Here is a 12,149-nt window from a genome sequence, read left to right on the forward strand (position 1 = left end):
AGAAAGTATTTACCCTTTGCTACCGATAAAAATTAAATATGTGTTTATTTAATCATTCATGTTGTTTATATAGTTGTTACGTGTATAATGGAGTGTGTATTCAAGTTTCTGAATTCACCTCTAAACTAAACATTTCAGAACTTACTAGGAGGACTTATGAATTTATCACAAAGACAAGAAAAAATCATTGAGATTGTAAAGCAAGAACAACCCTTAAGCGGTGAGAAAATTGCTGAACATTTAGGAATCTCACATGCTACGTTACGAACCGATCTTTCCTTCTTAACGATGGCAGGTATTTTAGAAGCTAGTCCCAAAGTTGGTTATACTTATACAGGTGTTGGGATTGAGCAATTTCTCTTCGATAAAATTTTCTCAGTTAAAGTAGAAGAGATTATGCTGTCGCCACTACTGACCCCGCAGGATACTTCGATTCATGATGCCATTACTAATATGTTTATGTACGATGTCGGCTCGATCTATGTGACCGACAAAGAGCAGCACTTAGTGGGCCTGTTATCACGTAAGGACTTATTACGAGCATCCTTAAATAGTAACCTGCAAAGTACGCCTGTCGCAGTCGTGATGACTCGTGCTCCCCATCTGCAAACATGTACCAAAGATTATACGATCCTCGAAGCCGGCGCAGTATTGCTTGATTATCAAGTTGATTCCTTACCTGTAGTTAGCGAAGACGATCCTAAAAAAGTAATTGGTAAAATTACAAAATCACGGATTTTCAACTATATCATGCAGCAAGCAAAACAAACTGAAACCAATCGATAGGAGCGAAAAAAATGAACAAACGTGTGCCTTTATATATGATCTCAGATTCAGTCGGTGAAACTTCTCTTAAATTAGTCAATGCGGCAGCCGCACAATTTCCCACAGTGGATTTTGATTTATCTTACCGGTTTCCTTTTACCAAAGACGAAGAAGAATTGAAGAGCATTTTAGGTGATGCGCTAAAAGACAGCGCCGTAGTTATTACGACGTTAGTCAGTGACAATCTAACTAAAATCGTTGAAGATTTCGGCGACCGAACAGGTTTACAATACATCAATTTAATGAGCCCTTTCATGGATATCGTCCATCAAAAAACCGGTGTTGCGCCATTACAGCAAGCCGGTGTCGTTCATAAATTAAATCAGGAATATTTTGACCGTGTAGCCGCGATTGAATTTGCCGTAAAATATGATGATGGGAAAGATGCTAAAGGCTTTTTAGAAGCAGATTTAGTCCTTTTAGGGATCTCTCGTACATCTAAAACACCGCTAAGTATGTATTTAGCGAATAACCGCTTGAAAGTTGCGAACTTACCTTTGATCCCAGAAGTTCCTTTACCTGAACAAATCAAAGCGGTCCCAAAAGAAAAAATTATCGGTTTGATGATTGAACCTGAAGTCCAAAAGAAAATTCGGATGAGCCGTTTGAATTCTTTAGGCTTGGCTGAAAACTCTCGTTATTCAGATCTTAATCGCATCAAAGAAGAAGTCGCTTATGCTCTCGATGTTTATGATGAGTTAGGTGCTTTTACGTTAGATGTTACCGACAAGTCGATTGAAGAATCTGCGACTTTGATTTGTGAACATTTAGATCGTTCTTTATAAAAATTTTAAATGCGTTTTAATGGAGCCGTCTTCATGCCGCTTAGTTAGTTTTCCAAACAATTAAGCCAACAATCTAAATAAGGAGCGCATCTATGCTATCGACCCGTGAAAAATATTATCGCATGTTAGAAAAGGAATTTAGAAGCAAAGAGGCCATCATGACCGAACTGATCAACTTAGAAGCCATCATGCATCTGCCCAAAGGAACCGAGCTCTACATTAGTGATATTCATGGAGAATTTTCAGCCTTTGACCATATCTTACGAACAGGTGCCGGAAATATCAAAGAAAAGATCAGTCTGCTTTTTGGTGATCGGCTGACTGAACACGAAAAAGATAAATTAACGATTCTTGTCGCCTACCCCAAAGAAGCGCTGGAAGATGAGCAGTTTTATGCTTATCGTGATCGCTCATGGTATCGTAAAAAAATTCGCCAATTATTAGAACTGTTAGCTTTTTGTTCCACGAAATATACTCGCTCAAAAGTTCGGAAAGCCTTGCCAAAGCAATATACTTATATTATCGAAGAATTAATGTACACTGATACGAATTATTCAGACAAGGCCGCTTATTTTGATCAAATTTTAGCGCACTTGCTAGATTTGGAACAAGGAAAACCTTTCATTGAAGCTTTATGTCAAAGTATTCAGCGCCTAGTCGTCGATCATCTTCATGTCGTCGGTGATATCTACGATCGCGGACCGGCAGCCGATAAGATCATGGATAAGCTTTGTCAACACCCGTCGATCGATATTCAATGGGGCAACCATGATATTTTATGGATGGGGGCTTACGCTGGATCACGAGCTTGTTTAATGACACTTTTGCGGATTGCTGCCCGTTATAACTACCTTTACGAGATTGAGCAGGCTTATGCTCTAAACTTGCGTCCACTCTTTATGTATGCTGAAGAATATTATACAAAAAATCCGATCTTTACGCCTAAGGAAAAAAATAGCGGTGCCAGCTATTCGATTGAAAGTTTAGATAGTTTGGAAAAAGTCCATCAAGCCTTAGCCATTCTGCAATTCAAATTAGAAGGGCAATTAATCAAACGCCAGCCAGAATTTCAAATGGAGGATCGCTTATTATTGGAAAAAATTGATTTCGATAAAAAGACGATCCAGTTGAAGGGAAAAGATTATCCATTACAAGGCAGCTGTTTTCAAACTTTGCAAACAGACGTCCACGCCCTGACGAAACAAGAAGAATATGTAGTGGATACACTGTTGGCTTCTTTCCAACAGTCCACCAAAATGCGGGAACATATGGATCTATTACTGGAAAAAGGCTCGATGTATCTTGTTTATAATCAACACCTACTATTCCATGGCTGCCTACCATTAAAAGCTGACGGTACATTTTTACCTTTAAAAGTAGCTGGGAATGATTATGTCGGAAAAGATTTATTGAACTTTTTTGAAGAACAGATTCGTTCCGGTTGTCAAAGCCAACAAACCGACAGCCCTCAAGCGGATTGGGTTTGGTATTGTTGGACCGGTAAAATTTCGCCACAATTTGGTAAAAGTGCCATGACAACCTTTGAACGCTATTTTATTGCTGACAAAAAGACCCACAAGGAAATTAAGAATCCTTACTACCAATTTCGCGATACCCATGAGACTTGTCAGATGATCTTAGAAGAGTTTGCCCTATACTCTCCGAACTCCCGGATCATCAACGGCCATACCCCGGTTAAGGTCCAGGATGGTGAATCCCCGATTAAGGGTGAAGGGATGTTATTTGTGATTGATGGCGGGTTATCAAAGGCCTATCAGAAAACCACCGGAATTGCGGGTTATTCATTACTCAATAATTCTTATGGTTTTCAGCTAGTCACCCATGATCCTTTTGAGTCAATCGATAATCTACTGTTAAAACAAGTCGATGCCACTTCCTTGAAACGCGTCATTGATAAAGAATTGACGCGGGTTCTGATTAAAGATACAACCGTCGGTGACAGCATCGAAGAACAGATTGAAAACCTGACTGGGTTACTCGATTACCAAGATAAAAATGAAAAAACGAGCGGCATCACCAATTGATGCCGCTCGTTTTTTTCTGTATAGTAAACGTGAGGTGAAAAAATGATTTTTGCATATATCAATATTTTCTTCATTTTTGTTTTAATGTTTATTGGCTATTTGCTGACCTATAAGCAATGGTTCTCCAATCAAATTGGAGATGCCTTTTCCAAATTAGTCTTGCAGATTGCGCTGCCTTGCAATATGTTCCTCACAATCACGAAAAACTTTTCCCGAGCGGAATTTCTGCATTTAGTCAGCGGAATGATCATACCTCTGCTTTCCATGTTTCTCACCTTTGGCTTCAGTTTTCTTTATCGCCGACTATTTTCAATTTCTTCCCAACGGAAAGGCATTTTTTCTACGATGTTTACTTGTTCCAATACGATTTTTATTGGCTTGCCGATCAATTTGGCGATTTTTGGTGAACGTGCTGTTCCCTATGTTTTACTTTACTACATTGTCAACACGACGATCTTTTGGACATTAGGCATTTATTTCATCGCCCGCGACAATCCGCAGATTGAACAAGCCACAATCAATTTCCACATCGTACCAATCTTAAAGAAAATCTTTTCACCAGCTCTCTTAGGCTTCTTAATAGGATTGGTCGCCGTTTTAGTCAATTTTTCTGTGCCAAAATCAGTCGCGACTTTTTTAAGTTATCTCGCAAATTTAACTACACCGCTATCGATGTTCGTGATTGGGATTATCGTCTACAATGTCGGAATCAAAAATTTAACCTTAAACAAAGATATTCTTGGCGTGCTGATTGGCCGTTATCTGATTTCACCTTTGATCGTTTGGGGATTAGGACAATGGATCAGCGTGCCACCTTTGATGCTCTCCGTTTTCATCATACAATCAGCAATGCCTGTTCAAAATTCGGTTCCGATTCTTGCACGTTCCTACGAGGCCGATCAGCAATTTGCAGCTTCCTCACTCGGCTATTCTGTTTTACTCTATCTCGTTTATATCCCGCTCTTATTAAAATTGATCTTATAATAAAAAGGTGTGACAAGACTTTTGTCACACCTTTTTTGCTTTATTCAGCTTGACGATCTAACTTTTACTATTTCGTAATGATCTTATCGATACTTGCTAAAGCATTCGCCATCCGGGCAATAATCGCTAATTGATTCAGACGATTATCGCGAACTTTTTCATCTTCCACCATGATCATCGTTTCATTGAAGTAACGATCAATCACGGGACGCAAGTTCGTCAAGGTTTGATAATTTTCCGCCATACTTTGGTTAGCAAATTCATCTTCTGCTTCTTTCACCGCAGCATAGAGTTCCTTTTCACTATCATTTTCAAATAATTTTGGATCAACTTTATAAGTAATCGTGTCTTTTTCCATTTTCTTCGTTAAGTTAATCACCCGTGTCAAAGCTTCCATTGTTTCTTTGAAATGATCATCGGTCACATGTTGATCAAAAATTTGCGCAGTTTTGAAGATTTGTGCGAGATCATCTTGGTGGGATTCCACGACCGCATCGATAATGTCATGACGAACATTTCGAATTTGCAACCGTTGACGCATCCGGCCTTTGAAGAATTCGATCAATTCTTTTTGATCGCGATTGAAATGCACGCCGTAATCCAACACATCGGTGTTAATGGCATCCACGATCGCTCCTTGCATATCAGTGAATGGGAAAGTCCACCCTTTATCTTCAACAATCCGGACGATTCCGTAAGTTTGACGACGCAAGGCATACGGGTCATTTGAACCACTTGGAATCATATCGACGGCAAAGAATCCTAAAACGCTGTCGATTTTATCAGCAATCGCTAAAACGGCACCAATATCTGTTTTCGGTAAATCTCCTTCTGAGGAGATTGGCAAGTAATGTTCACGAATTGCTGTGGCAACAGCCGCCTTTTCTCCTTTTAACAAGGCATATTTTTCACCCATGATCCCTTGTAATTCAGGAAATTCACCAACCATATTGGTTACTAAGTCAAATTTATAAATTTCTGATGCGCGTTTCAAGTCAGTTAATTCGTCTGCGGACAAGCCGATTCGTTCGCCAATCACTTGACCGATGACTCCGACCCGTTGCATTTTTTCATACATGCTACCGATTTTTTCATGGAAGGTGACATTTTTTAATTTTTCGACGCATTCTTCAATCGATAATTTCTTGTCTTCTTCAAAGAAAAATTCAGCATCCTCCAACCGGGCTGCCAAGACTTTCTGGTTTCCTTTGATGACATTGTCCAATTTTACACTGTTCCCATTGCGAACAGAGATAAAGTGTGGCAATAACATCCCTGCTTGGTTCCGAACTTCAAAGTAGCGTTGGTGTTCCTTCATAGAGGTTACCAAAACTTCTTCCGGCACTGATAGGAAACGTTCTTCAAAATCACCGACAAAAGCCGTTGGGTATTCCACTAAATTGGTCACTTCTTCTAATAAATCAGGATCAAGCTCGATCACCCATTTATTTTTTTCCGCAATTTCTTGGATTTGTTCTACAATCATTTGTTGTCGCTTATGAGCGTCTGCAATCACAAATTGTTCTTCTAATTTTGTTTCGTACTCGCTAGGATTTGCTAACTCGATCTGATCTCCTAGGAAACGATGTCCAGCCGTTGTGCGTCCAGTTTGGACATCCAATAGCTCAAATGGAATCACTTCATCATTCAACAAGGCTACGATCCAATGAATTGGGCGAATATATTCAAACATCGTATCGCCCCAGTGCATCATCGTTGGAAAGTTCATACTTTTCACAACATCTAAAAGTCCGGTCAAGACTTCTTTACTTTCTTTACCGTGGATATATTTTGTAACGTATACATATTCCACTCCATTTAATTCACGAAACGTAATCGCATCCGTAGTCAAACCTTGGCCACGGACAAATCCTTCGGCTGCTTTGCTCCAGTTACCTTCTGCATCTTGCGCAATTTTCTTTGCTGGCCCTTTGACTTCTTCTTGCACGTCATCTTGACGGTCTGGAAGATTGGTTACCCGAATCGCTAAACGCCGTGGCGTTGAAAAGGTTTCGATTGAATCAAAAGTTAAATTATTTTCTGCTAAAAATTTTGAAACACGTTCTTCTAATTGTTTGATACTTGGCCAAACCACGTGGGCTGGCACTTCTTCTAATCCGATTTCTAATAATAAATTTTTCGCCATCTTATTTGCCCTCCTGATTCAATAATGGGAAGCCTAATTTTTCTCGTTCCGCTACGAAGATCTTCGCAACTGCCCGCGCCATATTCCGAATTCGCGCTAAATAGCCGGCACGTTCGGTAACTGAAACTGCTCCACGAGCGTCTAATAAGTTAAAGGTGTGGCTGCATTTCAAAATATAATCGTAGGCCGGGTGGACTAGATTTTCATCGATGCAACGTTTGGCTTCTTTTTCAAATTTTTCAAAATTATCTAACAACATTGCTTGGTCACTTTCTTCAAAGGAATATTTGGAATGCTCATATTCCGGTTGCTTGAAGATTTCACCGTATTTAACACCAGCACTCCATTCCAAGTCATAAACACTGTCGACTTCTTGAATGTATGAAGCTAAGCGTTCCAAACCATAGGTCAATTCAGAGGTCACCGGATTGACTTGCAAGCCACCGACTTGTTGGAAATAGGTAAATTGGGTGATTTCCATACCATCTAACCAAACTTCCCAACCAACACCGGCACAACCCATCGACGGGTTTTCCCAGTTATCTTCGACAAAACGGATGTCATGTTCTAACGGATCAACACCCAATAAACGTAGACTTTCTAAATATAATTCTTGAATATTTTTAGGTGACGGTTTCATCACCACTTGGAATTGATGGTGTTGATACAAACGGTTGGGATTTTCCCCGTAACGGCCATCAGCTGGACGCCGGGATGGTTCAACATATGCTGCCCGCCAAGGTTCTGGTCCAATCGCCCGTAAAAAAGTATAGGGACTCATGGTTCCCGCTCCTTTTTCTGTATCATAGGCTTGCATCAACATACAGCCATTTTCCGACCAAAATTTTTGTAACGTCAAAATCATTTCTTGCACCGTTAATTTGCTCATTTCGTTTCCTCCTGTTTAATTATTGAAGTCTATTTTTCTTTTAACTTGTAGGGCGGCTAACTCTTCTCCCAGCGGAACTCACAGTCGACTTAAAAATTTATACTTATCATCGCCGACATATCATCCAACTAAACGACTTGTCACAATGTTCAATACAAAAATCCTATTAAATTTCTCAATTGATACAAAACTGTGAAAAGTTGGACTGACAGCTATCTTGGCATTAAGGACACATTTTTCAAAAAAACTTGAAAAATGTCCTTATCATCGTTTTGCATACGATTCCACTAACCCGCTAAAGCGGGAAGTGGAACTCGCAAAAAAGTCCCCATGCCGAAAAGAATAATCGGCATAGGGACGTATCAACGCGGTTCCACCCTACTTCCAAGCACATGCTTGGCAGCTTTAACTAAACGTGCTCACAAACGCCAACAAAATTTGTTTCCCTTTCAGGCTCCCACTCTCCCTGACTCGCTGTGTTTTCCACAAATTTTTAATTTGATCATCGCACCTATTCAACTTGTTTCTATAATAGCGACACCAGACCCCTTTTGTCAAATCTTTCTGCTATGTAAGCTACGCTTCTCATAGTCTGGATAATACAAAATATTTGATCAGAACATTGGACCAATCACCTGATGTGTCCTTTAGTAGAATCGTAGCCATCTGAAACTAAATTTCTTGATACGTTCTAGTCAAAAGGAATCGCTTGAAAAATACCATCCTTCAACTGCATCGTCTCGGTAAAGCCAATCGCTTTTAATAATTCGACAGTCTCAGGAAAATGGCAGGTCAAGGTGGTCGTCTCATGACTGTCGCTTGTGATAATAACCGGGCAGTCTCGCTTCTTTAACTGCTTCAAGAGGAAAGGATTCGGATAAGGTGTCGTTCGCCAATTACGAGAAATCGCGCCTGTGTTGATCTCAACCATACCATCATAGGTTTGGATAATATCAATCACATCGTTCAGCGCTTTTAAAGCAATCGCTTGATACTCAGAACTCTCTTCATCCAACCAAGGGTTCTTTTCATTAAATTTTGTAATCAGATCAAAATGACCCACGATCTTCGAATGATTCTGCTGGATATGCTTTACCACAGTATCGTAAAAATCGCGCACCATCATCAGTTTATCGCCTTGGTACCATTCATCCAAAGTTTTCATCAGACTTTCAGGACTTTCATCGACACTCCGAAAAATCCCTTGCCGTGGCGGAAAGTAATGAACTGAACCCACTGTATAATCATAGCCATCAATCGGACCCGCACTATAATAATCCCATTCCAATCCCAAACTGATATTTAACTGGCCCGTCATTTTTTTCTTTAGCTCACGTAACGCGGCCTGATAAGCCACTTCATTTTGTACACCTGGACAACTTGGGTCAAAAAGTGCTGGGGAATGGCAGGTAAAGCCTAAATCGGTAAAACCCAAATCGATGGCCGCTTGCGCCATCTCTTCCAAAGTTGCTTTACCATCACACCACGTACTGTGGGTATGAGCATTCGAATAGAACATCGCTGAACCTCCTAATTCATTTCAAGGGAATCATTTTTTATAAAAATGAATTTGATTTTCATCATATCCACCACTCTACTCAACTTGCCAAAGCAAAAAGTAGAGCTAGCAGCCTTATTGCATCGGTTCTTGTTTAACTTTTTTATCGACTACGTGGCGGTTCGCTAATTCTTGACGCACTTCTGCCAAATCGATGCCCATTTCCACCATCAATACAAGAACATGATAGACCAAATCAGAAATTTCAAAAACGGTTTCTTCGTGATCTTCCTTCATCGCACCGATCACGACTTCCGTTGATTCTTCCCCAACTTTTTTCAAGATTTTTTCGATACCTTTTTCAAACAGGTAGCTGGTATAACTACCTTCCTGCGGTATTTCTTTACGACCTTTAACCAGCTCATACAGCGTATCGATTGTTGCTTGCTGGTCATTGCCATACAAAATTTCATTGAAGCAACTTTCAGTTCCTGTATGGCAAGCTGGTCCATCTTTTCTGACCTTTGCTACTAAAGCATCCTGATCACAGTCTAGTTTTAAGGAAACAAGATGCTGATAATTGCCACTAGTTTCACCTTTACGCCATAATTCCTTACGACTGCGTGAATAGAAGGTCATCAATTGATCCTTCAATGTCAATTCATAACTTTCTTGATTCATATAAGCCAACGTCAAGACTTCATCGGTCTCGACATCCTGCACAATCACAGGGATCAAGCCTTGTTTGTCAAATTTTAGTTCAGTCATGTTGTTCCCTCCTGATTCATATTAATGTAATCATTTTTCATGCCGGATACCATTTTCTTATTACGCTAAAACATAAGAAATTAGTCGACTTAATCACCTAAACAATCCGGACAGGGATATCTGCCGTCATCAATTGTTTTTTTAGCTCTGGAATCTTTACTTCCCCGTAATGGAAAATCGATGCAGCTAAGCCCGCTTCGATTTTCGGTAATTGAAATAAATCAATGAAGTCTTCACCTTTTCCGGCACCGCCAGAGGCCACGATCGGCAGAGTGGTGATTTCGCTGACTGCTTTTAGCAGTTCCAAATCAAAACCCTGTTTCACGCCATCGGTATCCATGCTATTGATGACCAATTCACCCGCACCCAGCTGCTCGCCTTGGCGAATCCATTCTAAAGCTTCCATTCCGGTGTCTTCACGGCCGCCCTTGGCAAAAACATGCCACTGATCACCGACCCGGCGGATGTCCACGGACAAAACAACACACTGGCTGCCGTAACGTTTCGCCCCTTCTTCGATCAACTGTGGGCGTCTGATGGCACCTGAATTGACACTAACTTTATCCGCACCGCAATTCAAGACCCGTTCAAAGTCAGAAACTTCATTGATTCCGCCACCGACTGTCAAAGGAATAAAGACTTCTGAAGCGACACCCTTCAAAATATCCGTAAACAAGCCGCGTTCTTCTGCTGAAGCCGTGATGTCATAAAAAACTAATTCATCTGCTCCTTGCTCGTTGTAAAAACGGGCTAAAGTCACTGGATCATTGACATCTTGCAGCCCAGCAAAATTAACTCCCTTAACTACACGTCCATCGCGAACATCTAAGCAGGGAACAATTCGTTTTGCGATCATTGGTCCTCCTCCTTGCCTGCAGCTAGAACATCTTCCAGTTTCAAACTGCCATTGTACAATGACTTGCCGACGATCGCGCTGGAAACACCCAGCTGCTTCAATCCTTCGATATCCTCTAAAGAGGCGACACCGCCAGAAGCGACGATCTCAATCTTTAACTGATTGAGTTTTTCATATAGCGGCAGGTTGATCCCTTCACCCGTCCCATCGCGAGAAATTTCGGTAAAGATGATCGTTTCAGCGCCCCACGCAACTAGTTGCTGGCAGAACTCAAAGGCATCCGTTTCGGTTTTTTCTAGCCAACCTTCGACGGCGACTTTTTCATCCTTGGCATCGACACCAATCGCGATTTTACTGCCATATTTTTTCAGCATCGCTTGGGTGAATTTGGGATCTTTTTGAGCGATCGTACCTAGAATGACCCGATCCACCCCTGCCGATAAGCAGTGCTCGATCGTTTCTTCATCACGGATCCCGCCGCCGACTTCAACAAACAGATTGGTGTTCTCAACAATTTTTTTGGCTGTTTCAAAATAATGCAGCTTGCCTGCCTTGGCACCATCTAAATCAACGAGATGCAAATACTGGGCGCCAGCCTTTTCAAACGACTGGGCAAAGGCCACTGGATCATCACCAAAAACTTCTTTTTGCTGATAGTCCCCTTGATACAGTCGGACAACTTTTTGATCTAAAAGATCAATTGCTGGAAAAATCTTCATAGCGGCACCTCCGTGAATGCTTTTAAGATCTTCAAACCGACAGCTCCACTTTTTTCTGGGTGAAATTGGGTTCCAAATACATTTTTATTTTGCACGATTCCTGGAATCGAGATCCCATATTCACTGTCAGCAACCAGATACTCCTGGCAATCCGTCGCATAATAGCTGTGGACATAATAAACAAAATCATTTTTCCCCAATGACTTTACTAACGGACTTTCCTGATTTTGGACATCTAGTTGATTCCAACCGATTTGCGGAACCTTTAAATCGATCTTTGCTTGATCAAAGGTCTCACGCATAGAGACGATTCGCCCTGGAATCAAGCCTAAACCAGGATGCTCACCGAATTCTTCACTCTTATCAAATAAAAGCTGCATGCCCAGACAAATTCCTAAAAAGGGTTTGCCAGAAGCCGCTAATGCTTGGATTGGTTCGACTAAAGATAGTTCCTCCAACTTTTTCCGGGCATCACCAAATGCGCCAACACCTGGCAAAATAATCCGTTCCGCTGATTTCAATTCATCTAATGAACGGGTAACTTTACATTCCACGCCTAGATATTCCAACGAACGCGACAAACTAAACAAGTTCCCAACGCCATAATCGATAATTGCGAGCATAGTTGACCTCC

11 protein-coding genes are annotated in these 12,149 nt (G+C 41.0%); 4 read left to right on the forward strand and 7 right to left on the reverse strand.

Going from position 1 to position 12,149, the window contains the following annotated elements; genetic code table 11:
* Positions 1–156: 156 nt before the first annotated feature.
* The 4 genes from EP1_RS02145 to EP1_RS02160 all read left to right on the forward strand — a co-directional run bounded on the left by EP1_RS02145 (position 157) and on the right by EP1_RS02160 (position 4,639).
* Positions 157–786, forward strand: a complete 630-nt coding sequence (locus EP1_RS02145; RefSeq protein ID WP_067622711.1) for a helix-turn-helix transcriptional regulator — start codon at positions 157–159, stop codon at positions 784–786.
* Between the two features lie 11 nt (positions 787–797).
* On the forward strand, positions 798–1,610 hold the full coding sequence (locus tag EP1_RS02150) for a pyruvate, water dikinase regulatory protein (protein ID WP_067622716.1): 813 nt from the start codon (positions 798–800) through the stop codon (positions 1,608–1,610).
* 92 nt (positions 1,611–1,702) lie between these two features.
* Positions 1,703–3,655, forward strand: coding sequence for a fructose-bisphosphatase class III (locus EP1_RS02155; protein WP_067622719.1), 1,953 nt, complete (start codon positions 1,703–1,705; stop codon positions 3,653–3,655).
* Positions 3,656–3,697: 42 nt separating this feature from the next.
* Positions 3,698–4,639 (forward strand): AEC family transporter, encoded by a 942-nt coding sequence (locus EP1_RS02160; RefSeq protein WP_067622722.1) that lies wholly within the window; start codon positions 3,698–3,700, stop codon positions 4,637–4,639.
* A gap of 67 nt (positions 4,640–4,706) precedes the next feature.
* Here EP1_RS02160 and glyS read toward each other — a convergent pair whose 3' ends face one another.
* The 7 genes from glyS to hisH form a co-directional block, all read right to left on the reverse strand.
* The gene (glyS, locus tag EP1_RS02165; protein ID WP_067622727.1) at positions 4,707–6,785 is read right to left on the reverse strand and encodes a glycine--tRNA ligase subunit beta; all 2,079 of its coding nucleotides are present in this window, start codon (positions 6,783–6,785) and stop codon (positions 4,707–4,709) included.
* A 1-nt stretch (position 6,786) separates the two neighbouring features.
* Complete coding sequence (glyQ, locus tag EP1_RS02170) at positions 6,787–7,674, reverse strand: glycine--tRNA ligase subunit alpha (RefSeq protein ID WP_067622731.1); 888 nt, start codon at positions 7,672–7,674, stop codon at positions 6,787–6,789.
* A gap of 691 nt (positions 7,675–8,365) precedes the next feature.
* The gene (locus tag EP1_RS02175) at positions 8,366–9,193 is read right to left on the reverse strand and encodes a histidinol-phosphatase HisJ family protein (protein ID WP_067622736.1); all 828 of its coding nucleotides are present in this window, start codon (positions 9,191–9,193) and stop codon (positions 8,366–8,368) included.
* Between the two features lie 114 nt (positions 9,194–9,307).
* Entirely contained in the window at positions 9,308–9,940 is a 633-nt protein-coding gene (hisIE, locus tag EP1_RS02180; RefSeq protein ID WP_067622740.1) for a bifunctional phosphoribosyl-AMP cyclohydrolase/phosphoribosyl-ATP diphosphatase HisIE, read from the reverse strand.
* 97 nt (positions 9,941–10,037) lie between these two features.
* Positions 10,038–10,796, reverse strand: a complete 759-nt coding sequence (hisF, locus tag EP1_RS02185) for an imidazole glycerol phosphate synthase subunit HisF (protein WP_067622743.1) — start codon at positions 10,794–10,796, stop codon at positions 10,038–10,040.
* Positions 10,793–11,515 (reverse strand): 1-(5-phosphoribosyl)-5-[(5-phosphoribosylamino)methylideneamino]imidazole-4-carboxamide isomerase, encoded by a 723-nt coding sequence (gene hisA, locus EP1_RS02190; protein ID WP_067622746.1) that lies wholly within the window; start codon positions 11,513–11,515, stop codon positions 10,793–10,795. Before hisA ends, hisF begins: the two co-directional genes overlap by 4 nt.
* Positions 11,512–12,138 (reverse strand): imidazole glycerol phosphate synthase subunit HisH, encoded by a 627-nt coding sequence (hisH, locus tag EP1_RS02195; RefSeq protein ID WP_067622749.1) that lies wholly within the window; start codon positions 12,136–12,138, stop codon positions 11,512–11,514. Before hisH ends, hisA begins: the two co-directional genes overlap by 4 nt.
* Positions 12,139–12,149: the final 11 nt, after the last annotated feature.

Origin of the sequence: Enterococcus pseudoavium NBRC 100491, from assembly GCF_001544295.1 — a bacterium.
In the GTDB taxonomy this organism is placed as follows: Bacteria; Bacillota; Bacilli; order Lactobacillales; family Enterococcaceae; genus Enterococcus_A; species Enterococcus_A pseudoavium.

Excerpts from the sequence above, each read along its gene's own strand:
- EP1_RS02145 (WP_067622711.1), top strand. The coding sequence starts at position 157 with ATGAATTTATCACAAAGACAAGAAAAAATCATTGAGATTGTAAAGCAA.
- EP1_RS02150 (WP_067622716.1), top strand. The coding sequence starts at position 798 with ATGAACAAACGTGTGCCTTTATATATGATCTCAGATTCAGTCGGTGAA.
- EP1_RS02155 (WP_067622719.1), top strand. The coding sequence starts at position 1,703 with ATGCTATCGACCCGTGAAAAATATTATCGCATGTTAGAAAAGGAATTT.
- EP1_RS02160 (WP_067622722.1), top strand. The coding sequence starts at position 3,698 with ATGATTTTTGCATATATCAATATTTTCTTCATTTTTGTTTTAATGTTT.
- glyS (WP_067622727.1), bottom strand. The coding sequence starts at position 6,785 with ATGGCGAAAAATTTATTATTAGAAATCGGATTAGAAGAAGTGCCAGCC.
- glyQ (WP_067622731.1), bottom strand. The coding sequence starts at position 7,674 with ATGAGCAAATTAACGGTGCAAGAAATGATTTTGACGTTACAAAAATTT.
- EP1_RS02175 (WP_067622736.1), bottom strand. The coding sequence starts at position 9,193 with ATGTTCTATTCGAATGCTCATACCCACAGTACGTGGTGTGATGGTAAA.
- hisIE (WP_067622740.1), bottom strand. The coding sequence starts at position 9,940 with ATGACTGAACTAAAATTTGACAAACAAGGCTTGATCCCTGTGATTGTG.
- hisF (WP_067622743.1), bottom strand. The coding sequence starts at position 10,796 with ATGATCGCAAAACGAATTGTTCCCTGCTTAGATGTTCGCGATGGACGT.
- hisA (WP_067622746.1), bottom strand. The coding sequence starts at position 11,515 with ATGAAGATTTTTCCAGCAATTGATCTTTTAGATCAAAAAGTTGTCCGA.
- hisH (WP_067622749.1), bottom strand. The coding sequence starts at position 12,138 with ATGCTCGCAATTATCGATTATGGCGTTGGGAACTTGTTTAGTTTGTCG.